Raw genomic sequence first — 25,045 nt, 5'->3', positions numbered from 1 at the left:
ATAAAAACAAATCCACAAATAGCCAATTAAATCTTACCAATCTTTCTCTGTCTTTGTTGCTTTGCCTTTTACTTTACTAGCATTCACTTTATCCTGAACTTTCTTTTCTTCATTATTAACTGCGTTCAACAAGTTTTTTAAACGTTGCTGTGACATTCCTCCTGGTTCAGGTTTTGGCTCTCCTTTATCATCATTCTTACCATCTTTTTTATCCTTATCGCCTTGGTCGTCCTTTTTATCTTTGTCTTTATCGCCGTCTTTTTTATCCTTATCTTTCTTGTCGTCCTTTTTATCGTTTTTCTTATCCTTGTCTTTGTCTTTCTTGTCTTTATCTTTCTTGTCGTCCTTTTTATCGTCTTTAGGAGGATTTTCTTTTAGCATTTTTTTAGCCAAAGCATAATTATACCTTGTTTCATCATCTGTAGGGTCGTTTCTTAAAGCATTTTTATATGCTTCTACAGCCTCAGTATAATTTTTTTCCTTCATGAAAACATTCCCAATATTATGAAATGCTTTGTGTTTTTGAGTTGCTGTTTTTGCTGTAGTTAAAGCATTTGCATAAGCAAACTTAGCTTCTGAAGCTTGATTTTGTCTGTAGATTGCATTTCCTAAATTATAGGCAGATGCCGTTTTATTGGTAAACTTTGAATTAGAAATTCTATAATTAGCTTCGGCATCTACAAAGTTTTTAGCGGTATACTCTTCATTTGCTTCCGGTAAAACATAGTTTTTTTCTTGTGCATATAAAGCATTACATCCCCAAAAAAGGAACAATGCAAAAACGGTTGTATATTTTATATTATTTTTCATTTTCATTTATTCTGTTCATCAAAAAAAAGAATTCAATTACCATCTTAATGGGCTACTTGTCATTAAATAGGTTCATCTTTTTAACCCATGCCGTTTTTCTTTCTAAGAAAAACAGATCTGCAAATAGTAGTACAAAAGCAAACCCTAAAAACCACTGAAATTGCGATTGAAAGTCAGCCATTTGTGTTGCTTCAAACTCGGTTTTCTGAATTGTATTTAATGTGTTTTTTATATATTCTAATACGTCTTTAGTGTTTTTACCATCTATATAACCGCCCTTTGTTGCTTTGGCAATAGCCTCAAGACTTGCGCGATTCAATTTAGTAACGACCACCTCATCGTTATTATCTCGCTGGTATCCTTGTATTTTACCATTCACTTTTAAAGGAATTGTACCTCCTTTTTCGGTACCTAGACCTATTGTAATAATGCGCATTCCTTGTTTGTTCGCTTCTTCTGCGGCAGCTTGAGCTCCTTCTGAGTGGTCTTCCCCATCAGAAATCAAAATAAGCAACTTGCTCGTTTTGCTTTTATCATCAAAATAAGTTGCTGATAACTTAATTGCTTCATCCAGCGAAGTTCCTTGTGAAGAAACCATATCAGGACTCATGCTTTGTAAAAACATCTTAGCAACACTATAATCACTAGTAATAGGTAAAACTGGAAAAGCACTACCGGCGTAAGCTACAATACCAATACGATCGTTACCTAATTGATTGATAATTTGCGAAACAATTTGCTTACTTTTCTCTAACCTACTTGGCGCAATATCTTCGGCAAGCATACTTTTAGAAACGTCCATTGCAAAAACAATATCAATTCCTTCGCGTTTTACCGTTTCCATTTTTGTGCCAATTTTTGGGTTTACCAAACCAAAAATTAATCCAATTAATGCCAATACAATAACAACTAACTTCAAGACTGGCTTGAATACAGAACTTTCAGGACTTAATTTTTTTATTAAATCTAAATCACCAAACTCACGTTGCTTTTTTCTTTTCCAATACATGTTGAAAAAGAATAACACTACCACAATTGGCAGTATAAAAAGTAAGTATAAATATTTTGTTTCGTCTAATTCCATATTTTCTTTAAATTCCAAAAGTCAGTTTTAGTTTTTACAACTACCTTCCCTTTGTGAGCTTCATTTTTAAAACATTATATAAAACTTTTGTACACTGTATTTCTTAAACCTATTTCGATTAATAATAACAAACCTGCCAAAATCACGAAGGGCCTGAATTTTTCATCATAGTCATAAAATTTCAATTCCTCAATTTCAGTTGTTTCTAATTTATTGATTTCGCCATATATTTCAGCTAACTTACTATTGCTTGTGGCTCTAAAATATTTTCCATCGGTTTTCTTGGCGATACTTTTTAGCAAACGCTCATCGATTTCCACTTTCATTCTTTGGAATAAAAAATCACCATTAGGACCTATAGCATAAGGAAACTCTGCCATACCATTTGTTCCTATTCCTATTGTGTACACTTTAATTTTATATTGCCTAGCAATGTCTGCCGCCGTTTCTGGCTCAATAAAACCTGCATTATTCACACCATCAGTCAAAAGGATAATTACTTTACTCTTCGCTTTACTGTCTTTTAATCGGTTTACTGCTGTAGCCAATCCCATTCCTATACCCGTTCCATCTTGAAGAACATTATCGTATTTTATGCTTTTAATTGTTTCAAGTACTACCGCTTTATCACTCGTTACTGGCGTTTTAGTATACGCCTCCGAGGCATAAACCACTAAACCAATACGGTCATTAGGACGTTCCTCAACAAAATCTGCCGCTACTCTTTTTAAAGCTTCCATTCTATTAGGCTTTAAATCTTTGGCTAACATACTCCCTGAAACATCGACTGCCATAACAATATCAATTCCTTTTGTAGTTTTTGTTTTATTACTCACATCAACAGTTCTAGGTCTTGCTAATGCCACTATTAAAGAGCTTAACGCCAATAAACGAAAAGCGCTCAAATACGGACGCAATTTTACCCAGAAAGAACCAGTTGCTTTGAATCCTTGAATTGAACTTATTTTTAAAGTCGCTGTTTGTTCATTTCTAGTATAAATTAGCCAAAAAACAGCTAACGGAATTAGAAGAAACAACCAGAAAAATTCAGGATTTAAAAAAGTTATTTTACCCATTATTTAGTTACTTTTTTTAATTCGACAGCGCTCAATACTCGATCCGAAATTTGATTTGCATAAGCATCACCTTCTTCATGAAAAATCATAATTTGTTGTAATCCGCCATCTTGACCAAACAATAATAATTCATAATACAATTTCTCGCTACTATTTGTTGCTTCGTTTATTCTTGAAAATGTTCCGTATCCTTTTAGACCACTTACCCCTTCTGGAGTTTCAAAATCTTCTTGTTTTACAACCATATTTAGAGCTCCTTGTGACTCAAGAGCTTGCAAAGTAACTTCCATCGACTTTTTTAAGTCTACTGATGTCGAGTCTTGCTTGTATTTGTAAGTAGAAACCATTATATAGAAATTATCTAAAACACTCCCATAAGCAAATGAGTTCATTTCTTTAATTAACGCCAATCCGTTTTTAGGCAACGACTTCTTTAAATCAACTCTTTTAAGCACTTTTGGCGTTTCAATAATCACACCAGGGTTTCCGTATTCACTTTTAACCCACTCGCCTTCTAATAATTCTTTTGTTGGATTACCTAAAATATTGTCTTTTACATAATCAAAACCTCTGGTTGCAATAAAATAAATAGCTGTAGCAAATACTATAAACAATACCGAAGCAATAGCAATACCAAGGCGTCTATTCCTTTTTTTCTTTAGTTGAATTTCGATTTGCTTTTGCTTTTGTGCTTGATTCAATATAGCGTCTTCTTCAATTTCAATAACAACTGGAATTGCATTATCAAGTGTTAATATAACACGCTGTATTTTATTTTTATCTTCAGTAATTTCAAAATCTAAAGGTTTTGATTTTGCGAATTTTACTAAATCTGCTTGTTTTAAAACACGCTCTAGATTCTCTATTGTTTCTGGAGTAAGCGTCATTTTCTTCTTAACAGATGCTGCTCTAAGTCCGTGAATCAATTCGGCTGTTGTGCTTTCCATAGCAGGAATTTCAATTGCCTCTTCAATATAATTTCTAGCAATATCCGTTAATTCACTGTAGTATGATTTTACTTCTCCTTTTTGCCAAAGTTCTTTTTGCTCTAAATTATTTAACAGGCTAGTCGCTTTTTCAATAGGCGTTTTAAACACCTCTTCCTCAATTTTTTTCTTTTGTTGTTTTTTAACAAACCAATATACTAAGGCACCAACTCCTATAAGCAGCGCAATGACTAATAAGTATTTCCACCAATTTCCCAACGGAGCTTCAGCTGCAGTAATTTCCTTAATGTCATACATTTTTTGCTTCAACGTATCCACTTGCACATTTGCAACCTCAACTTTAAGAGAATCTGTATAATACGGTTTGTTGTTAATTAAAATTTTGATGCTAGGAATAGCATACCTACCTGAATCAAATTGAGTAAGTCCGTATTTCTTGATTAACTCATAACGATCATTATTTCTAACCGTATCAATAGGATATGATTTAATAACTTCAAGCGCACCAATGTTTTTTAATTTTGGAAAAACAACTTTGGATAACGTATCCACATCGGTTTTAACTGTAAGCTTAAATTCAGCTCCAATTTTATTTCTAGTGGTATCTATCGCAGTCACTACGCGTTTTTGTTGGGCAAAAACAGTAGATGAAAGCAAAATTAAAAGTAGGTATATATATCTTTTCATGTTATTTGAAACATTTGTTTTTCAATTCCTCACACATGAGGATTTGGGGGAAAGGCCTTTATCTTGATTTAAAATAACCTAATAACTTCGTTACATAACTTTCGTCGACTCTTGTATTTACAACTCCAGAACCTGATTTACTAAAGGTTTCTTTAAAATATACTAGTTTGTCGTTGTAATGTTTTTCATAGTTGAACCTAACCGTTTTTGAACCGGTATCGATAACTGCTACTTCGCCTGTTTCAGCATCTAGCATAGGAACCATACCAATATTTGGCATATTTTGTTCTCTAATATCATACACGCGTATTCCGGTAATGTCGTGTTTTTTTGCAGCTATCTTCAACGTTTGCTCGTACCCTTCACACATAAAATCAGAAATCATAAATACAATAGCTTTCTTTTTTTGAGTGCTTGATAAAAACTTTAAGGCTTGCGCCAAATCTGTTTTACGGCTTTTTGGTTCAAATTCGATTAATTCTCTAATGATTCGCAAAACATGAGAGCGGCCTTTTTTTGGTGGAATGTACAATTCAATTTGGTCAGAGAATAATATCAATCCTATTTTATCGTTATTCTGCGTAGCCGAGAAAGCCATTGTTGCTGCAATCTCAGTTACAATATCTTTTTTAAATTGGTTTTTAGAACCAAAACTTTCAGAACCAGAAATATCCACCATTAACATCATAGTTAACTCGCGCTCTTCTTCAAAAACTTTTACGTGAGCCTCATTGTATCGTGCGGTAACATTCCAATCAATATTTCGAATATCATCTCCATATTGATATTGGCGCACTTCGCTAAAGGTCATACCGCGTCCTTTAAAAGAGGTGTGGTATTCACCCGAGAAGATGTGATCACTCAATCTTCGGGTTTTTATTTCTATTTTGCGTACTTTTTTTAAAAGATCTTTTGTATCCATTTATTTAATTTGTTTAAAGTTTAAAAAAGTTTAAGGTTTCACATTTTGCAACAGCAACTTGAAACCTTAAACCTTAAACAAATTTTAAGGCACCTCTACTTCGTTTACAATTTTATTAATAATATCTACTGAAGTGATATTCTCTGCTTCGGCTTCATAAGTAATTCCTATTCTGTGACGCAATACATCGTGAACAACAGCACGTACATCCTCAGGAATAACATACCCACGACGCTTGATAAATGCATAACATTTTGCAGCCGTAGCTAGATTGATACTTCCACGAGGTGAAGATCCAAAACTAATTAATGGTTTTAACTCTGCTAATTTGTATTTCTCTGGGTAACGTGTTGCAAAAATAATATCCAGTATGTATTTTTCTATTTTTTCATCCATGTAAACTTCACGAACCGCTTCTTGCGCACGTAAAATTTGCTCTACAGAAACTACTTGATTTACTTTCTCATAACTTCCTTTTAAGTTTTGACGAATTACTAAACGCTCTTCATCCATTTTTGGATAATCAATAACTGTTTTTAGCATAAAACGATCGACTTGCGCTTCAGGTAACTGGTACGTTCCTTCTTGCTCAATTGGATTTTGAGTAGCTAATACTAAGAAAGGTCTTTCTAGCTTAAAAGTAGTATCCCCAATGGTTACTTGCTTTTCTTGCATGGCCTCTAATAATGCTGATTGCACTTTAGCTGGCGCACGGTTAATTTCATCAGCAAGAACAAAATTAGCAAAAATGGGTCCTTTTTTAATAGAGAACTCATTTGCCTTAATATTGTAAATCATAGTACCTACAACATCTGCAGGTAATAAATCCGGTGTGAACTGGATACGGCTAAAAGATCCATGAATTGCTTGAGAAAGCGTATTAATCGCTAACGTTTTGGCTAATCCTGGAACTCCTTCTAATAAAATATGCCCTTGACCTAATAATCCAATAAGCAAACGTTCTACCATGTGCTTTTGTCCTACAATCACTTTGTTCATTTCCATGGAAAGTAAATCTATAAATGCACTTTCTCTTTCTATTTTTTCATTGATTGCTCTAATGTCTAAAGTCGATGTATTCTCTTCCATATTATTATTTTTAATGCCTTAATTTTAATGCCTCACATTTGGTAGTGCAAATTGAATTTTTTTTTAGAGGAAAGATGTTAAAGAATGGTTAAAACTTCTAACAATAACCTAATTTTAAGCTTCAATTATGATACTATTTTTATATTTTTAAGAACTTTGAAAAATATAGTTTGGAAATGTAAAAAATCCAACCCAAATAAAAAATAAAAAACATGACTAAATCAACATTATCTCCCATTATTGCTGGGACAATGAATTGGGGTGTGTGGGATAAAAACCTCAACCAAAAGGAGATGGAAAACATGATCCATATTTGTTTTGAAAACAAAATAACCACTTTTGATCACGCCGATATTTATGGGTCTTATACCACTGAGGCCGACTTTGGAAAAGCGTTTCATTCGAGCAAAATATCGAGAGAAAAAATCCAACTTATCTCAAAATGTGGCATCCAAATGATTGCCGAAAACAGGAATAACAAGGTCAAACATTACGACTATTCTAAAGCACACATAATCAAATCTGTAGAGCAGTCTTTAAGCAATTTAAAAACAGATTATTTGGATGTTTTTTTACTGCATAGGCCAAGTCCGTTAATGCAAGCTGAAGAAATAGCTGAAGCCATAGAACAATTAAAATCTGAGGGAAAAATAAAGGAATTTGGACTTTCTAATTTCACTACTTCTCAAACAGATTTAATTCGACAAAAAACGACTGTAAGTTACAATCAAGTGCAGTTTTCTGCCACTAATTATGAGCCTATGGTTGACGGAAGTCTTGATTATATGCAAATAAACAACATACGTCCCATGTCGTGGAATCCATTAGGATCAGTATTTAGAGAAGATATTCCGCAAACACGTCGTTTAAAAAAATTATTAGCAACACTAGTTTCAAAATACCATTTAGGCTCAGACACGCTTTTATTATCTTGGGTTTTACAACATCCCGCAAAAGTGATCCCTATTGCTGGAACTGTAAATGTAGCGCGCATACAATCTTTACACAAAGCAGTAGCCTTAAAATTAGATAAAGAAGACTGGTTTGCTATTTGGAGCGAAAGCATGGGAAATGAAGTTCCTTAACAAATTGTCTTTCGATTCAAAAAAATATCTTTTTCGAAATATAAAATAAATAAAATGACAAAAACAGCTTTTATAACTGGAGCAACTAGCGGAATAGGAAAAGCTACTGCTAAAATTCTAGCCCAAAACAACTATAAAATTATCCTTTGCGGACGAAGAAAAGAGCGCTTAGAGGCGTTGCATAAAGAATTATCTGCAATTACCGAAGTACACAGCTTGCAGTTTGACGTACGTGATAAAAAAGCCGTTTATGAAGCTATAGATTCATTACCCGAAGCTTTTTCTACCATTGATATCTTGATTAATAATGCTGGAAATGCGCATGGTTTAGATCCTATTCAAGATGGAGACACTGATGATTGGGATGCCATGATCGATATTAATGTAAAAGGTTTGTTATATGTATCAAAAGCGATCATTCCGCATATGAAAGAACGCAAATCAGGCCATATTATTAACATTGGTTCTACTGCTGCCAAAGAAGTATATCCAAACGGAAATGTGTATTGCGCTACAAAACATGCAGTTGATGCATTAAGCCAAGGTATGCGCATGGATTTGAACCCGTTTTCTATTAGAGTGGGTGCAATTCATCCAGGAATGGTCGAAACAGAATTTAGTGAAGTGCGTTTTAAAGGGGACACTGAGAAAGCCGAAAAAGTCTACAAAGGTTTCTCTCCGTTACAACCTGAAGATATCGCTGATATTATTCACTTTGTAGTTTCAAGACCCTATCATGTTAATATTGCTGACTTGGTGGTTATGAGCACTGCCCAAGCCTCTTCAACAATTATAAAAAGGGAATAGTTTATATTAATAAAGGGATAGCTAAGAGGTGTAAAATATACTGCTTTTGCAAAATAAAAGCCAACACGAATTACACCGATTCCCAAATATTTACCGCTGAGAATTATTTTATGATGAGGTAAAAATTATAAATTTTATGGCTTTTAATATCCTGTTTTGACTATTTTTATAATTAAAAATAGTAATAAATATCTCTAAATGATTAACAAACGCCTTTTAATCAAGAATTTACTTGCTCACAATGATGAGAACAGTTTTTATGATAAAAAGCGTCAATTGAACTTACATACTCGGGAAGGTAAGGCCAAATTCTTAAAACATATTTGTGCCTTATCTAATTCGAATCCTGCTAATAACTCGTATATAGTTGTAGGTGTTGAGGATCAAGACAACGAAATTGTGGGAGATGATTTTTTTGATGATAGCCGTATTCAAAATCTCGTGAATGCCTATCTTGAAAACCCACCAAAGATTCAGTACGAAAATGTTCCTTTTCCTAATTTACCAAAACATAAAGTGGTGGGATTGGTAACTATAAAACCCAAAAAGAACACTTCATTTTTCAAAAAAGGAATTCATACTATTCCCGTAAATAGTGTCTTTATTCGAATTGGGAGCAATACAACACCAACTACTGAAAAAGTAGAGAGGAATAATCAAAATACAACCACTGTAACAGATATTGAGAATAATGCGCGAAATAATATCAAATATACACTTGACAGTGTTTTTGATTTTATCAATTTCCGGCATAAAGACATGGCACCAAAATACCATGTTTTTAAAGAATTGTTTATTATTTGCTGGGCCGGAATTCCTAAGAGAGTGCATCACAAAACGTATCTATCCAGAGTTGATATTGAGTTAATCAATGAACAAGTAAAATTATTCTATTCGGCTCAAGATGTGGTCACCATAGGCTTTGACGAAAACTCGTTTACTATTACAGAATATGTACCTCTCGGGTTAAATGATAAAACAAGTTACTACCCTTTAGAGAAACAAACAATTTATTTTTATGAGAATGGGTATTATAAAATAGAGAGTGAAATGTTATTTGAACCGCCTAAATTCAATAAAAAAATGCTTTTTCATATTTACAATGCGAATATAGCATTACTGAAAAAGTTAGAAAAAGGAATGGAATTGACGGAAAGAGAGTATCGAGATTTAGAAAACCTACCCTCAACATTTATGATTTGTTACCTCAACGGATTTGAAGAAGCTAAAGATAAATTAATTAATGCCAAACAGCTTTTAAAACCGCACACAGCCGTGTATTCCCTATTTAAAGAGGCACTACGTGTTTTGAGAAAAATGAAATATAATACTAAAAATGAAGATTGAAAAAAGAAACAATATCATTTAAAAAACTACATATCATTCTGATAATCAAAAGAGATAAGGCGATGAGTGTATTCATTTTCTTAAAATTTATATATTTCTGTAAAAATAATTAAAATTAATGTAATAAACAATCACTAAAAATAGTGATATTTCAGAGTGAAAAAAAACTGCTTTATTCTCAATAGATTTATATGTAAGCCATTGCTTAAACTCAGTAACAATCGAGAAAATTTACATTATTGAAGTAAAATGATAAACCTCATTTTATATTAAATGCGTTTTAAATAAAAAAATTACTAAAAAATCAGCCCGTCCCAACTCTTTTTCTTAATTTTATAGATTAGAAAAAAAACAATCTTACTGTTTTTATAATCCCGATTGACCACACACAAAATGAGAACATTAGTTATAGGTGATATACACGGAGGCTTACGTGCACTTCACCAAATTATGGAAAGAGCCAAAGTTACAAAAGACGATACTTTAATTTTTTTGGGAGATTATGTAGATGGCTGGAGCCAATCTCCACAAGTCCTTGATTATTTGATTCAGTTAAAAACGACTAATAATTGCGTTTTTATTCGCGGCAACCACGACGAATTATTACTGCATTGGTTGAAAGACAACAAAGATAACCTTATGTGGTACAAGCATGGTGGTGAAGCTACAGTAACTGCCTATGAAAAAGTAGACACTATTACAAAACAATTGCATGTAGCTTTTTTATTGTCATTAGAGGATTACTATTTAGATGAAAAAAACCGCCTTTTTGTTCATGCCGGATTTACCAATATGAATGGTGTGAAATATGAATTTTATCCTAAATCATTTTATTGGGATAGAACTTTATGGGAAACTGCGCTCGCTTTAGACACCAGCATCAAACCTAATGATTTATTATATCCAAAACGTTTTACTTTATACGACGAAGTCTACATTGGCCATACTCCCGTCACCCGCATTGGTAAAACAGAACCCGTGCAAAAAGCTTGTATATGGAATATTGATACCGGAGCTGCTTTTAAGGGACCGCTTACAATTTTAGATATTGACACAAAGGAATTTTGGCAAAGTGAACCTTTAAACAATTTGTATTTTGACGAAAAAGGGAGAAATTAAAATTTAAAAGATTATTTTTGCCCTTATTCTTACTAAAAAGAAACAATTATGAAAAAGCTAATCACGTTACTATTGTTATGTAGCGCAGGATTTATTAACGCACAAGCGTTTGACGGAAAAGGAGATATCAAAGGTCAAGTTGGTTTCAATATTCAAAATGGCGGAACAGGTGTTTTTTTATCTTATGATTATGGTATTGGAGAAAACATGTCATTAGGACTTACTACAAATTATTTATTATCTGTTGATGATGCTAAATATGTAGATCCAATTAGTGGAACCGCTTACTCTTCTACTCCATCATTTGGAAATCGTATAGATGTTAAAGCACGTTTTAATGCTAACCTAGGAAGTGTATTGCAATTAGATCCTAAAATGGATGTTTACCCTGGTTTAGACTTAGGTTTGAAAAATTTTGGAGCACATTTAGGTTTCCGTTATTTCTTTACTGATGGTTTTGGGTTATTTGGAGAAGCTGGAGTTCCAATTGCTAAATATGACGTAAACAGTACAGATATTGGACGCAACTTAAACAATCAATTTACTGTTAATATTGGTGCTTCTTTCAATCTTTAAAAGAAGTCGTTTTTATAAATAAAAAAAGGCAATTTGAAAATTCAAATTGCCTTTTTTGTTATCTTATATTTTGATTACAAATCAAACTTTATTCCTTGCGCTAATGGTAATGAGGTTCCGTAATTGATTGTATTGGTTTGACGACGCATGTATACCTTCCAAGCATCAGAACCTGATTCTCTACCTCCACCGGTTTCTTTTTCTCCTCCAAAAGCACCACCAATTTCAGCACCTGAAGTTCCGATGTTTACATTTGCAATTCCGCAATCAGATCCAGCTACAGATAAGAAATGCTCTGCTTCTCTCAAGTTGTTTGTCATAATCGCAGATGACAATCCTTGCGCTACTCCGTTTTGAACATCAAGTGCATTTTCTACTGTTCCAGAATATTTTAATAAATACAATACTGGAGCAAACGTTTCATGTTGTACGATTTCAAATGAATTATCAGCTTCTGCAATTGCAGGTTTCACATAACACCCACTTTCATAGCCTTCTCCAGAAAGAACACCACCTTCAACAAGAATTTTACCACCTTGCTCTACTACTTTAGTTAACGCTCTATTGTACATTTCTACAGCATGCGTATCGATCAGCGGCCCTACGTGATTGTTTTCGTCTAATGGATTCCCAATGCTCAATTGCTTGTAAGCAGCCACAACAGCATCTTTTACCGTATCATAAATACTTTCATGAATAATTAAGCGACGCGTAGAAGTACATCTTTGACCAGCAGTTCCTACCGCACCAAAAACAGCACCAATAACCGTCATTTTAATATCAGCATCTGGTGTAACGATGATTGCATTGTTCCCTCCTAACTCCAATAATGATCTTCCCAAACGACCTGCTACTGTTTGCGCAACGATTTTCCCCATTCGAGTAGAACCCGTTGCTGAAATTAAAGGTACGCGTTTGTCATTAGTCATCATCTCTCCTACCTTGTAATCTCCGTTTATTAAACAAGAAATTCCTTCTGGAAGGTTATTTTCTTTTATTACCTCAGCAATTATGTTTTGACAAGCAATTCCACATAGTGGTGTTTTCTCTGATGGTTTCCAAACGCAAACATCACCAGCAATCCATGCTAATGCAGTGTTCCAAGCCCAAACTGCTACTGGAAAATTAAACGCTGAGATAATTCCAACAACTCCAAGAGGGTGGTACTGCTCATACATTCTATGTTGCGGACGCTCAGAGTGCATTGTTAAACCGTGTAATTGACGAGAAAGACCTACTGCAAAATCACAGATATCAATCATTTCCTGTACTTCACCATAACCTTCTTGTAATGACTTACCCATTTCATAAGAAACTAGTTTACCTAATGCTTCTTTCTTTTCACGCAATTTCTCTCCAAACTGACGTACAATTTCTCCACGTTGTGGCGCTGGCATTAATCTGAAAGTTTTGAAAGCCACAGTTGCTGACTCCATTACTTTTTCATAATCTGCAGCGGTAGAGGTTTTAACTTTCGCTATCAATTGACCATCTACAGGCGAAAAACTTTCTAAGATTGCTCCATTTGAAAAATTATTTAATCCTGTTGAAGTTCCTTCATTTATTTCCTTTATACCCAATTGAGTTAAAGCTTCTTTCATTCCAAATTGATTTGCTATTGTTATCATTGTAACTTTTTTGGTTTAAATTGTTATATTTTTATGTAAAGATATTGTTTAAAGGTGTACTAAACAAAAAACTACTTTAAAATTATGAACCCTAAATGAGAAATTATATTAGAGCTAAAACAGCTGATATTTATAGCAAATGAGCTCTATATTGGTTTTCAACCTTGCTCTGATGCCCTAGAAATAGCATGTCATTTATAACTTTCTTTAAACGGTAAAATAATAATAGATGATGAGTATAGACAATTGAAGCAATTATTTCTTATCTATGAATCGGGGATCAGCTTCCATAACGGCACCACAATTATCGCACGTTCTTAATTCTTCAGAATTGTAAAAATGCTCAAAATGAGGCAAGAAATCCTTTTCTATATCGTGCAGTTCAAATTTAACTTCATAGAGTTTGTGATTGCAATTGTCGCAATGCCATAGCAAGCCATCAGTAAATCCTTTACCTACGCGTTTGCGCTCAATTACCAAACCTATGGAACCCTCTGAACGTACTGGAGAATGCGGAATATTTGCTGGATGCAAGTACATATCACCAGCATTTAGTTCCATTACTTTGCGCTCACCATCTTCTTGAATAATGACTTTTATAGAACCTTCTAGTTGATAAAACAACTCTTCGGTTTCGTTGTAGTGATAGTCTTTACGAGCGTTTGGACCTGCGACAATCATAACGATATAATCTCCAGAGTCATGGTATAAATTTTTATTTCCTACTGGCGGTTTTAATAAGTGCCTATTTTCATCAATCCATTTTGTAAGATTGAAGGGTTTTGCTATTGCCATATTTTCAGTATTGAGTTATTGATTGCTAAGATAGCAAAAACTAGGCGCTACAAGCGTTAAGAAATCCTCAAAGTCTTTACGTTTTACATTTAATGTATTTCTTTAATGAGATAAATATAAACTGGAAAGTGGTCGCTAAACCCTACATCACTAATAGAATTTCTTTTAGGATAGCCTTTGTAATTACCAGAATTTTGAATAAGGAATGGTTTATTATAAATTCCTGCTTTCCAGAATTGGTATGTTGTGAAATCATTGCTTATAAAAGGTTGTGAAACCATAATTTGATCAAATATATCCCAGGAATCTCGATACGCAATTGTTCCTAAACCTTTTTGTGCCATACTTTCAAAAGGGTTATAAATTCCTTTTTCACCAACAGCTTCCTTTTTACCTTTAGCTCCTAAGGCAATTTTGACACTCTTATTGATCGGACTATCATTTAAATCTCCCAATGTAATTACTTTAGCTAGCGGATTTATATTTTGTAAAGAATCAATTATTTTTCGGTTCAAATCGCCTGCCGCTTCCCTAAATTTGCTTGATTTTTTTTCGCCTCCTGATCGCGAAGGCCAATGATTAACAATGATATTAATCTCTTCTCCTTCTAAAAATCCCGTAATTAAAAGTTGATCCCGCGTAAATACACGATTCGTTTGTGTACTATCATATTCTTTTTTATTTTTAATTTTGCTTGAGTCTAGTTCATAAACATACAAAGGAATGTTAGTATAATTTGTAGGACGAAAATATTTTTTTTGGTACAAAAGCGCCACATCTATTCCGCGTTTATCAGGGGAATCAAAATGAATAATACCATAGTCAATATCAATTAAATAAGGTTGCTTAACCAAGTCTTCAAGTACACCACGATTTTCAACTTCACAACAGCCTAAAAATGTGGGTGCGTTTTTGTTATCAGAAGAACCTATTTCGAGAATTACTCTACTCAAGTTCTTTAATTTTTGATGGTATTGAGCAGAAGTCCAATGACGACTGCCTTTGGGTGTCCACTCATCATCATTAGTATCAGGATCATTTATTGTATCAAAAAGATTCTCTAGATTATAAAAAGCTACGGTGTGAATAGAATAATTTTTTTGTTGACCAAGTGTTTTGGCAGAAAAAAAGATAAGTAAAATCAGTAATAAAACACGTAAAATTCTCATATACAACATTTAAAAGTGTTACAATTTACGAAGACGAATCCAATTTTTCTCATTTATTTTCTAACACTAACTCTTTACAATTAATTCTTATTTGTTTTGTAATCCCTATCTTTGTTTGAATGTTTACTTAAAAGCGACATTATTAAATCATTTTCAAGAAAAACAAAAAAATGCATAGCAAAAAAATTTGGTCGTTAAATAATAATTTTGAATTCTTTAAATTCCTATTTTTATTTTTTATTTTACAATCTTTCACCAGCCAAGCTCAAAATTACATGATAACACCACCTACTTTACAAAAAGGAGATACTATAGCACTACTTGCAACTGCCAGAAAAAGCCTTGATAATAATTTACAACCTGCTATTGATTTAGCACATAGTTGGGGTCTAGAAGTAGTTATAGGGACAACAATAGGTTTAGACAACAACCAACTAGCTGGGACAGATGAACAAAGAGCAGCTGATTTCCAAAACCAATTAGACAATCCTACTATTAAGGCAATATGGTGTGTTAAGGGTGGTTATGGTACAGTAAGAATGGTTGATTTATTAGATTTCACTAAGTTCAAACAGCATCCTAAATGGGTGGTTGGCTTTAGTGATATTACTGTATTGCACAATCATTTAAACACAATGGGCTACAAATCTATTCATGCCGTGATGCCTATCACAGTACCTAGAGCAACTCCGGATGCGATTGAAAGTTTACGATTGTCTTTATTTGGACAAAAATTAAGCTACAGCATTCCGTCAGACAAAATGAATAGAATGGGTACAGCTACAGGAGAAATCGTAGGCGGTAATTTATCTATTTTATATAGCCTATTAGGTTCACCATCAGCAATTGACTGTAAAGACAAGATTTTGTTTATGGAGGATTTAGACGAATATCTCTACCATATTGATCGAATGATGATGAATCTAAAACGAAATGGTTGTTTAGAAAGCGTTAAAGGAATTATTGTAGGTTCTATGACTAAAATGAAAGACAATGATATCCCTTGGGGGAAAGATGCTGTCGCTATTATTGAAGACGTTACTAAAAAATATAATATTCCGGTAATTTATAACTTTCCTGCTGGACATATTAGAGACAATCGAGCACTTATATTAGGAAGCACCGTAACGATGGAAGTTACTGACAAAACTAGCACCGTGAATTTTGAGTAATTAAATAACACAATTACAATGGCAGCACACAATGATCTAGGGAAATTAGGAGAAGAAATGGCTGTCGCTTTTTTACAAAAAGAAGGCTATGAAATTCTAGATACAAATTGGACTTTTCAAAAAGCTGAAATTGACATTATTGCCAAAAAAGAAAATATACTTGCCATAGTAGAAGTCAAAACGCGTTCTTCAATCGCATTTGGACTTCCGCAGGATTTTGTAAGTCCAAAAAAAATACAACTTCTAGTAAAAGCCGTCGATGCTTATGTCAACAAAAAAAATCTTGATATCGAAGTTCGCTTTGACATTATAGCCATAAATAACGAGTCTAAAAAAACCCAGACAGCACAAAAAGAAGACAAATCTTTTGTAATTGAGCACCTTATCGATGCTTTTTATCACTTTTAGCGTTTTTTATTAATGTTATATTTGTAACAAAATGTTTTTTATTTATATTTGCAGCAGTTTTTAACACAACTTGAACTAAGTTAACTACAGCAACTAAATTTAAAACACCTTATCGATTATGAAAACTGTTTCTTCAATTGTAGAAAATTACATTAAAACAAAGCCCTTTTTACTAAACGCTTTATCATTAGGAATTATTAATTTGACTTCGCTTTCTAGGAATATCATGTCTGAATTAGAAAGTGAATTTGGTAAAGAGGTCAAACAAGGTGCAATTGTAATGTCGTTAAAACGATTAACCGAAGAACTTGATTTTCGACTAAATCATAAAATCAATAAGGTTATCAAAAACATTGGTGAAATCACGGTTCGTTCTGCATTGACAGACTATACATTTGCAGTATCAGAAACTGTTTTAAATAAACAAGCCGACTTAATTTCAGATATTAATGCACTTCCTGATGTTTTTTATACGTCATCAAGAGGAGTGAACGAAATCAATATTGTAATTAGTAATAGTGTTGAAGAATTAGTAGACAAACATTTTGTAAGCGAAAAATTAATTCAAAGACTTGAGAATCTTGCTTCGATTACCGTAAAACTACCAAAAGAAAATATTGCTGTTCCAGGAATTTACTATTTTATTTTTCAGCGTTTAGCTTGGGAAGGAATTATCATTAATGAGGTGATTTCGACTTCAAATGAATTCACAATTTTAGTTAGTGAACAACAAGTAGATGTGGCTTTTAAAGTAATTAAAGATTTGAAGAATTAAATATTCCCCATCTACTTATTTTAAACAAATTAGAGCCTTTACGTAAAAAGATTGTGTTTTTAAAAATCTCTTCTCTTTATATTATATCAAAAACCAGTACACTATAATCCAAAATATTTTTATTCATTGAGTGCAATCTTGAGGCAAGAACAATTCTCTCCTCCGCTCGAACTAACAAAAGTACTTTTTCATAAATAATAAGGGTATTATATTATTTGAATTTTGGATATTTTTCTGGAATTCAATATCATAAAAAAGCATCCAAACTTATTACTGTTTGGATGCTTTTTTTGTTATCTTAGTTTCGCTAATCTATTCCTTATTAATTCCCCCTAACATCTCCATTAACTCTAACGCTTTTCTAGTTGATTTTGCATTATCGAAAGTGATAAGTAATCGCAAACCATTTGGAGTTTGTTTTTCTTTCATTTTACAAATATCAGTATGTTTTTGTACAAACTCTATCACTGCTCTAAAACGTTTTGATTGGTAATAAGCTGATTGTTGATCAGATACAAAATAGCAAATCATCTTGCCTTGTTTCATCACTAATTTTTCAATCCCAATACGGCTAGCAATCCATTTTATTCGAATGCTGTTCATTAAAGCAATCGCTCGTGGAGGCATAGGTCCAAATCTATCAATCAATTTCACTTGGAACGCTTTTAAATCTTCCTCATTTTTAATGGATCCTAACTCATTATACAAGTTCAATCGCTCACTAATATTATTAATGTATTCGTCAGAGAACAATAATTCAAAGTCAGTATCAATTTGAAGGTCTTTTACATATTCCTTGGTCTCAATATCATTCTCTGTAGGATATAAATCCTTGAATTCATTTTCTTTTAATTCTTCAATGGCTTCATTTAGAATTTTTTGATAGGTATCAAAACCAATTTCATTGATAAAACCAGACTGCTCTCCACCTAATAAATCTCCTGCACCACGAATCTCTAAATCCTTCATGGCAATATTGAAACCGCTTCCTAGTTCGCTAAATTGTTCTAACGCTTGAATACGTTTTCTAGCATCATCTGTCATTGCAGAGTACGGTGGACAAATGAAATAACAAAATGCCTTTTTATTGCTACGTCCTACTCGACCTCTCATTTGATGCAAATCAGATAATCCAAAATTATTGGCGTTATTGATAAAAATGGTGTTCGCATTAGGAACATCTAATCCACTTTCGATAATTGTTGTCGCTACCAGAACATCAAATTCTCCGTTCATGAAAGCCAACATCAATTCCTCCAATTTTTTTCCTTCCATTTGGCCGTGACCAATTCCCACTCTTGCATTAGGAACTAAGCGCTGAATCATTCCAGCTACTTCCTTGATATTTTCTATTCTGTTATTGATAAAGAAAACTTGTCCGTTACGCTGAATTTCATACGAAATAGCATCCCGAATCATCTCTTCACTAAAACCTACCACATTGGTCTCAATTGGATAACGGTTGGGTGGCGGAGTTGTAATTACTGACAAATCGCGCGCTGCCATTAAGGAAAACTGCAGCGTTCTAGGAATAGGTGTTGCTGTTAAAGTCAACGTATCCACATTAGCAGCTATTGTTTTTAATTTGTCTTTTACGTTTACACCAAATTTTTGTTCCTCATCAACAATCAGCAAACCTAAATCTTTAAAAACGACATTTTTGTTTACCAATTGATGCGTCCCAATAACGATATCTAATTTTCCTTCGGCTAATAATTTAAGTGTTTCAGCTTTTTGTTTGGCAGTTCTAAAACGGTTTAAATATCCAATAGAAACTGGCATGTCTTTTAAACGTTCTGTAAAAGTTCTATAATGTTGGTATGCTAAAATTGTTGTTGGCACTAAAATGGCCACTTGTTTACTGTTATCTACCGCTTTAAAAGCAGCACGAATAGCCACCTCAGTTTTTCCAAAACCTACATCTCCACAAACCAATCGATCCATTGGACGATCACTTTCCATATCCGCTTTTACCTCAGCAGTTGACTTGGTTTGGTCCGGGGTATCTTCATATATAAACGAACTCTCTAATTCATTTTGTAAATAACTATCTGGCGCAAATTGAAATCCTTTATCGAGTCTTCTTTTGGCGTAAAGCTGAATTAAATTGAATGCCACATTCTTAACTCTAGCTTTGGTTTTTTGTTTTAAAGTTTTCCAAGCAGCTGAGCCTAATTTATAAATCTTGGGTGGTGTGCCGTCTTTACCAGTGTATTTAGAAATTTTATGTAGCGAGTGAATGCTCACATACACAATATCATTATCAGCATAAACAAGTTTAATAGTTTCTTGCGTTTTACCTTCAACATCTATTTTCTGTAAACCTCCAAAACGACCAATTCCGTGGTCAATATGCGTCACATAATCCCCCACAGACAAAGTTGTCAATTCCTTTAAAGTGATATTCTGTTTCTTAGAATATCCATTTTTAATATTGAATTTATGGTAACGCTCAAAAATTTGGTGATCCGTATAACAAGTAATCTGATTTTCTGAATCAATAAATCCTTGATACAAAGGCATTACAACGGTATGATATTGTTTTCGGATATTTTCAGAATTAGCTTCGTCTAAAGTTTCAAAAATATCATGAAATCTTTTGGCCTGAGCTTCATTCGAACAGAACAAATAATTATTAAAACCGTTAAAGTGATTTTCATTCAAATTATTCAATAACAAGTCAAACTGTTTATTGAAAGACGGTTGCGGCTGAATATGATATTCGAATTTTTTTGTAGTTCTAAAAATCGCTTTCGAGCCAAATTCAACCATCGAAAAATCTACGGCTCGCTTTATAAAAGCAGGCTGGTTAAGAAAAAGCTGTTCTGGGGATGCGTGTTTGATCTCTTTAGATAATTTTTCAAAAGCTTCTTCGGCTTTAGCAAAATGTTTGTCTAATTGTCCTAATAAATCCTCAGTGTTTTGGATAAAAAGAACTGTTTTCTCAGAGATATAATCCAAGAAACTTTCTCTATTTTCTTGAAAAATTTTATTTTCTACATTAGGAATAATCGTGATTTTTTTCTGAATTTGGATCGACAACTGTGTCGCTACATCAAAACTTCGAATACTATCTACTTCGTTACCAAAAAACTCTATTCGGTACGGATTATCATTCGAAAATGAAAACACATCTACAATTCCTCCACGAACAGAAAACTCTCCAGGTTCAGTGATAAAATCGACTCTTTTAAATTCATATTCGAATAACACTTCATTGATAAAATCAATCGAAATCTTATCGCCTGTAGCAACCTTAAGTGTATTTTTCTCTAAATCTTTGCGGGTAACTACTTTTTCAAAAAGTGCTTCAGGATAAGTAACAATTACTGCAGGTTTTTTACGAGAATTAATGCGATTAAGCACCTCAGCACGCAATAAAACATTGGCATTATCCGTATCTTCAATTTGGTACGGACGGCGGTAAGAACCGGGATAAAACAATACATCTTTATCGCCTATCATTTGCTCTAAATCGTTCAAATAATAAGCGGCCTCCTCCTTATTGTTTAAAACAATTAGAAAAGGATTTTCGGCTTTAGTAAATAAAGCGTGTATTACAAATGAAGTTGCGGACCCTAACAAACCGCTAAGGTGCATTTTTACGCCAGTATTTTCATTTAACTGCGCTGCAATTTGCAACGTTTTTGGCGATTTATCGTAGGTATTATATAAAACTTTTTTACTCAACTCTAGGTAAATTTGGATCTATTGGATCATTAGGAATTGCGCGTGACACATCCATCATTTTCTTTAATTCTGATTCGCCTTCTTCAACTGGAATTTTGCTTTTTACCACAATTTTATCCATTTGTCTCTGCAAAGAAGCCAACTCATTGTTTATTTCAGGGATTACTTTGACTACTTTATCATCAGCAATATTATCTAAATGAATGTATAAATCCAATAACCTGATTTTTGTAATCAAAGTTGCAATGCGACTCTTAATTTGTGGCTGGTTGAATTGCTCGGGTATATTGACATTTAGGGCAATTGCTTTTTTAGATAGTGCCGCAGCTTTTTGTTGAAAAGCGCCAATAGTTTTCTTAGGCTTTAGACTTAGTTCATTTAATAAACTACGTAATTCTGTCCAATCTCCTACACTTTCCTCAGCAGTTTCATTGATAGGTGTATCGTAAAAAACCCATCCTTTATTGATATTTGAGAACAGCAGTTCTTTCTTTTTTAATTCTTTTTCATTCTCAGCAAGCCTTTTTTGGCTATCATCTTTGCAGGAAGCAAATAAAACGAGTAGTAAAAAAGTATATATTATTTTAAATTTCATAGGGATCACATTGAACTACAAAGTTACAAAGTAATTTATAAATACAGATTTGAAATTGCGAATTACCATTCATTTGTATTTGGTACATTTTTATTAGCATAAATGCCAAAATAATAATTATTAAACTCTCCTTTTAAGGCTTTGAATTAACTATTAACAAACCGTCAATCACTCTTATGAATTATTTACGAAAACGTTACCTTTGCTTTTTAAATTCTATTTATTATGAGTACAAAAATATTAATTATTGGGGCATGCGGACAAATAGGAACCGAATTAACTCGCTCGCTCAGGGAAATACACGGAACCGAAAATGTGATTGCATCTGACATTCGTAAATTAAATATTGACGTGGTTAATTCAGGTCCATTTGAAGTAATAAATGCTTTAGATTTTAATCAAATCGAACATTTAGTAGAAGTTCATCAAATTACTGATGTCTACTTAATGGCGGCGCTACTTTCGGCAACTGCTGAAAAGAATCCTGCTTTTGCATGGGATCTAAATATGAATTCGTTATTCCACGTTTTAAATTTGGCGAAAGCCGGAAAAATAAAAAAAATATTCTGGCCGTCTAGTATTGCTGTTTTTGGCCCTACTACACCTAAAGAAAATACCCAACAATATACCATCATGGAACCGTCTACCGTTTACGGAATTAGCAAACAAGCAGGAGAAAGATGGTGCGAATACTACCATAATATCTTTGGCGTGGATGTAAGAAGCATCCGTTATCCTGGCTTAATTAGCTGGTCGTCTCCTCCTGGTGGTGGAACTACAGATTATGCGGTAGATATTTATCACAAGGCTTTGGCCGATAAAACGTATGAGTGTTTCTTATCATCAGAGACTAAAATGCCTATGATGTACATGGATGATGCTATTGCTGCAACGATAAAAATTATGGAAGCACCAATTGAAGAAATCAAAATTCACTCGTCATACAATCTGGCTGCAATGAGTTTTACACCGACAGAAATCGCTGCAGAAATTAAAAAACACATACCTGACTTTACAATTACTTATGAGCCAGACTTTCGTCAAAAAATTGCTGACAGCTGGCCTGCAAGCATCGATGACAGTAACGCTCGAGCAGACTGGGGATGGAAACATCAATTTGATCTCGAATCGATGACTAAAGATATGCTAGAGAATTTGAGTAAAAGTATTTAAAATACAAAATGCCGCAAAATTTAGGTTTTGCGGCATTTATTTTTAGGGATTCCTAAAAAATTGTTTTTTAATTAACTATGACAAAACATAGTACTATTTTTCTCTCTTAAAAAGTAGAATATATCCAATCAACTTCATGCTTTAGCAGCGTATTTTTATTAGTTTTTTCTAATACATAAATTTTAAAGTATGCACTAAAATCAGTTACCGGATACAGTATTGGATTTTTTAACTTCATTTTCCTTTCCTCTATTTGCTTTTTTTCCTTATAAAACTGATATGCTTTTTCTTGTAAGTCCTTTGATTTACTTATTGTGAATTTTGTTTGATCAGTAATACAGGAATCTAATTTATCGATTCTAGAATCAAAAATAAATGTTTCTCCTCCCATATAAAAATAAGTTTTATTATAAACTTCCTTTTTAACATCTCCCGTAGAACTATCAAAAAGTACATATTTCACGGGTTTCTTATACTTACTTCCGCCTTTATAAAAGTTGAAAAAATCGCTATTTCTAGATTGCCCAAATATGGAAAATGAAATACATACTATTAAAATAAAAAATATTCTTTTCATGATTATTTGCAGTTTGATGGTCCATTATAAAAACTATCATTAGTTAACCCGATAGCGCGGATATGTCACACAAACGATAGCGCGGAATTACATTCCGTGTCCACACAGTTCATCAAAAATCTAAAACAAATCCAGTACTACAACGTCGAAGTCATTGTCTAAAGCTGCATAATTTCTAGCAGAACGATATTAATCCTTTAGTTATAAAATAAGCATGATCTGTTATTTTTGCTTTATATTTAGTGGACATTTTTTATTTAAAAATACAACAAAAGATACAAATAAAACAGTCTTATAGCTTTGTTTTATTTGTAGGGATTCCTTTTTTAAAAAATGCGACTTTTAACCACATTACCTTACTACTTTTTTATTTTAATTTTCGTTTAGGAGATCTAAAAGTAGATCCACGAACGATAAGGTTTGTTTTTATTTCAATTGTTTTGTAGTTGATAACGGTATCGCTATTTATTTCATCTATTAAATATTTGATAGCTACTTCTCCAATCCTATTTCCAGGTTGATCGATCGTTGTCAGCTTAGGACTTATTATTGTGGAATAAACCGAATTACTAAATCCCACAACTGCAATGTCCTCTGGGATTTTTATTTTGTTTTTCTTTAATACTTGCATCGCACCTATTCCCGCTTCATCAGTGATAGCAAATATTCCGTCGGGCTTGTGCTGTAACCCTACTAACACTTTCGCAAGTTTTTTACCTTCTTCGATAGTGACACTGTCGCAACTCATAATTAAACTTTCATCTAGTTCTATTTGATGCTTTTTTAAAGCCTTCAGATATCCTGCAAATCGCTTTTCGGACAGAATAGAACTTTCGGTTTCCTTAATAATGGCAATTCTTTTTTTACCAATATTAATTAAATGGTCCACCGCTTTAAAGGCGGCTTCTTCGTCATCAATAACAATTTGCGTACAAGGTACTTTTGCCGATACTCTATCAAATAATATTAACGGAATATGCTGCATCATCTGCAAAATATCATCAACATCAGTATTTTTTTTTACTAAGGACAATAGAACTCCGTCAACGCCAAATTGCACCATCGTTTCTAGCAGTTCCGCTTGTTTTTGTTCATTATTAAAGGATTCACATATAATAACCTTGTACCCATTTAAGTCAGCATTATAAATAATTCCTTTTAAGAGTGTTGCCGTGAATTGATGTTCGATGTTAGGAATAATAACACCAATTATATTTGATTTATGGGATCGAAAACCTTTCGCAAACAAGTTGGGAGCATACTTAACTTTGATTGCGTGCGCTTTTACCTTCTCTTTTGTCTCATTGCTGATATCAACATGATCATTTAGTGCACGAGAAACCGTTGAAATGGATAATCCTAATTCAAAAGCCATTTTTTTTAGAGTAACAATATTTTTTTTGCGCATTTTTTACGGATATAATAGTAAAAGTACTAATTTTAATTTAATCGCAAACGTTTCCGCAAACGTTTGCATTAGTTTTTAATGAATTTTCAGTATCTAAAACATTGAA

General features: G+C 33.2%; 22 protein-coding genes. 9 read left to right on the top strand and 13 right to left on the bottom strand.

Going from position 1 to position 25,045, the window contains the following annotated elements:
• Positions 1 to 33 precede the first annotated feature (33 nt).
• The 6 genes from ACVEGE_RS07775 to ACVEGE_RS07750 all read right to left on the bottom strand — a co-directional run bounded on the left by ACVEGE_RS07775 (position 34) and on the right by ACVEGE_RS07750 (position 6,615).
• Positions 34 to 810, bottom strand: a complete 777-nt coding sequence (locus ACVEGE_RS07775; RefSeq protein ID WP_173851294.1) for a tetratricopeptide repeat protein — start codon at positions 808 to 810, stop codon at positions 34 to 36.
• A 52-nt stretch (positions 811 to 862) separates the two neighbouring features.
• Complete coding sequence (locus ACVEGE_RS07770; protein ID WP_173851813.1) at positions 863 to 1,894, bottom strand: vWA domain-containing protein; 1,032 nt, start codon at positions 1,892 to 1,894, stop codon at positions 863 to 865.
• A gap of 74 nt (positions 1,895 to 1,968) precedes the next feature.
• A complete protein-coding gene (locus ACVEGE_RS07765) occupies positions 1,969 to 2,970 on the bottom strand; it encodes a vWA domain-containing protein (RefSeq protein WP_192499899.1) in 1,002 nt (333 codons plus the stop codon).
• Complete coding sequence (locus tag ACVEGE_RS07760) at positions 2,970 to 4,604, bottom strand: hypothetical protein (protein ID WP_192499898.1); 1,635 nt, start codon at positions 4,602 to 4,604, stop codon at positions 2,970 to 2,972. Before ACVEGE_RS07760 ends, ACVEGE_RS07765 begins: the two co-directional genes overlap by 1 nt.
• A gap of 58 nt (positions 4,605 to 4,662) precedes the next feature.
• A complete protein-coding gene (locus ACVEGE_RS07755) occupies positions 4,663 to 5,526 on the bottom strand; it encodes a DUF58 domain-containing protein (protein ID WP_192499897.1) in 864 nt (287 codons plus the stop codon).
• Between the two features lie 84 nt (positions 5,527 to 5,610).
• Complete coding sequence (locus ACVEGE_RS07750; protein WP_173851303.1) at positions 5,611 to 6,615, bottom strand: AAA family ATPase; 1,005 nt, start codon at positions 6,613 to 6,615, stop codon at positions 5,611 to 5,613.
• A gap of 212 nt (positions 6,616 to 6,827) precedes the next feature.
• On the opposite strand from ACVEGE_RS07750, the gene ACVEGE_RS07745 reads away from it, so the two are divergent.
• The 5 genes from ACVEGE_RS07745 (at position 6,828) to ACVEGE_RS07725 (ending at position 11,549) form a co-directional block, all read left to right on the top strand.
• The gene (locus ACVEGE_RS07745; protein WP_192499896.1) at positions 6,828 to 7,700 is read left to right on the top strand and encodes an aldo/keto reductase; all 873 of its coding nucleotides are present in this window, start codon (positions 6,828 to 6,830) and stop codon (positions 7,698 to 7,700) included.
• 54 nt (positions 7,701 to 7,754) lie between these two features.
• Entirely contained in the window at positions 7,755 to 8,507 is a 753-nt protein-coding gene (locus ACVEGE_RS07740) for an SDR family oxidoreductase (RefSeq protein WP_192499895.1), read from the top strand.
• A 198-nt stretch (positions 8,508 to 8,705) separates the two neighbouring features.
• The gene (locus ACVEGE_RS07735) at positions 8,706 to 9,854 is read left to right on the top strand and encodes an ATP-binding protein (RefSeq protein WP_192499894.1); all 1,149 of its coding nucleotides are present in this window, start codon (positions 8,706 to 8,708) and stop codon (positions 9,852 to 9,854) included.
• A 393-nt stretch (positions 9,855 to 10,247) separates the two neighbouring features.
• Positions 10,248 to 10,973 carry a metallophosphoesterase family protein gene (locus ACVEGE_RS07730; RefSeq protein ID WP_192499893.1) on the top strand — a complete coding sequence of 242 codons (726 nt, stop codon included), beginning with the start codon at positions 10,248 to 10,250 and terminating at the stop codon, positions 10,971 to 10,973.
• Positions 10,974 to 11,021: 48 nt separating this feature from the next.
• Entirely contained in the window at positions 11,022 to 11,549 is a 528-nt protein-coding gene (locus ACVEGE_RS07725; RefSeq protein WP_173855992.1) for a DUF6646 family protein, read from the top strand.
• A gap of 74 nt (positions 11,550 to 11,623) precedes the next feature.
• On the opposite strand, the gene amaB is transcribed toward ACVEGE_RS07725, so the two are convergent.
• From amaB to ACVEGE_RS07710, 3 genes are all read right to left on the bottom strand, one after another.
• On the bottom strand, positions 11,624 to 13,177 hold the full coding sequence (gene amaB, locus ACVEGE_RS07720) for an L-piperidine-6-carboxylate dehydrogenase (RefSeq protein WP_173851317.1): 1,554 nt from the start codon (positions 13,175 to 13,177) through the stop codon (positions 11,624 to 11,626).
• Positions 13,178 to 13,432: 255 nt separating this feature from the next.
• Positions 13,433 to 13,972, bottom strand: a complete 540-nt coding sequence (locus ACVEGE_RS07715; protein ID WP_173851319.1) for a 3-hydroxyanthranilate 3,4-dioxygenase — start codon at positions 13,970 to 13,972, stop codon at positions 13,433 to 13,435.
• An 89-nt stretch (positions 13,973 to 14,061) separates the two neighbouring features.
• Positions 14,062 to 15,141 carry an endonuclease/exonuclease/phosphatase family protein gene (locus ACVEGE_RS07710; protein ID WP_192499892.1) on the bottom strand — a complete coding sequence of 360 codons (1,080 nt, stop codon included), beginning with the start codon at positions 15,139 to 15,141 and terminating at the stop codon, positions 14,062 to 14,064.
• A gap of 170 nt (positions 15,142 to 15,311) precedes the next feature.
• Between ACVEGE_RS07710 and ACVEGE_RS07705 the strand changes: the two genes are divergently transcribed.
• The 3 genes from ACVEGE_RS07705 (at position 15,312) to ACVEGE_RS07695 (ending at position 17,496) form a co-directional block, all read left to right on the top strand.
• A complete protein-coding gene (locus ACVEGE_RS07705; RefSeq protein ID WP_192499891.1) occupies positions 15,312 to 16,313 on the top strand; it encodes an LD-carboxypeptidase in 1,002 nt (333 codons plus the stop codon).
• A gap of 18 nt (positions 16,314 to 16,331) precedes the next feature.
• On the top strand, positions 16,332 to 16,721 hold the full coding sequence (locus tag ACVEGE_RS07700) for a YraN family protein (RefSeq protein WP_192499890.1): 390 nt from the start codon (positions 16,332 to 16,334) through the stop codon (positions 16,719 to 16,721).
• A gap of 118 nt (positions 16,722 to 16,839) precedes the next feature.
• Positions 16,840 to 17,496 carry an aspartate kinase gene (locus ACVEGE_RS07695; protein WP_173851327.1) on the top strand — a complete coding sequence of 219 codons (657 nt, stop codon included), beginning with the start codon at positions 16,840 to 16,842 and terminating at the stop codon, positions 17,494 to 17,496.
• Positions 17,497 to 17,808: 312 nt separating this feature from the next.
• On the opposite strand, the gene mfd is transcribed toward ACVEGE_RS07695, so the two are convergent.
• Together mfd and ACVEGE_RS07685 are read right to left on the bottom strand one after the other, a co-directional pair.
• Positions 17,809 to 21,186: a transcription-repair coupling factor gene (mfd, locus tag ACVEGE_RS07690; protein ID WP_192499889.1), complete on the bottom strand. Its 3,378-nt coding sequence runs from the start codon at positions 21,184 to 21,186 to the stop codon at positions 17,809 to 17,811.
• Positions 21,179 to 21,781: a hypothetical protein gene (locus ACVEGE_RS07685; protein ID WP_173855998.1), complete on the bottom strand. Its 603-nt coding sequence runs from the start codon at positions 21,779 to 21,781 to the stop codon at positions 21,179 to 21,181. The genes mfd and ACVEGE_RS07685 overlap by 8 nt, the downstream gene beginning before the upstream one ends.
• 225 nt (positions 21,782 to 22,006) lie before the next feature.
• Between ACVEGE_RS07685 and ACVEGE_RS07680 the strand changes: the two genes are divergently transcribed.
• Positions 22,007 to 22,954, top strand: a complete 948-nt coding sequence (locus ACVEGE_RS07680; RefSeq protein WP_173851335.1) for an L-threonine 3-dehydrogenase — start codon at positions 22,007 to 22,009, stop codon at positions 22,952 to 22,954.
• A 106-nt stretch (positions 22,955 to 23,060) separates the two neighbouring features.
• Here ACVEGE_RS07680 and ACVEGE_RS07675 read toward each other — a convergent pair whose 3' ends face one another.
• Both ACVEGE_RS07675 and ACVEGE_RS07670 read right to left on the bottom strand, forming a co-directional pair.
• Entirely contained in the window at positions 23,061 to 23,531 is a 471-nt protein-coding gene (locus tag ACVEGE_RS07675; RefSeq protein ID WP_192499888.1) for a hypothetical protein, read from the bottom strand.
• Between the two features lie 367 nt (positions 23,532 to 23,898).
• Entirely contained in the window at positions 23,899 to 24,939 is a 1,041-nt protein-coding gene (locus ACVEGE_RS07670) for a LacI family DNA-binding transcriptional regulator (protein WP_192499887.1), read from the bottom strand.
• Positions 24,940 to 25,045 lie beyond the last annotated feature (106 nt).

The organism is Flavobacterium sp. PL002, from assembly GCF_054165825.1.
The sequence above is the reverse complement of the archived record's forward strand: the minus strand, read 5'-3'. Positions and strand labels throughout refer to the sequence as shown.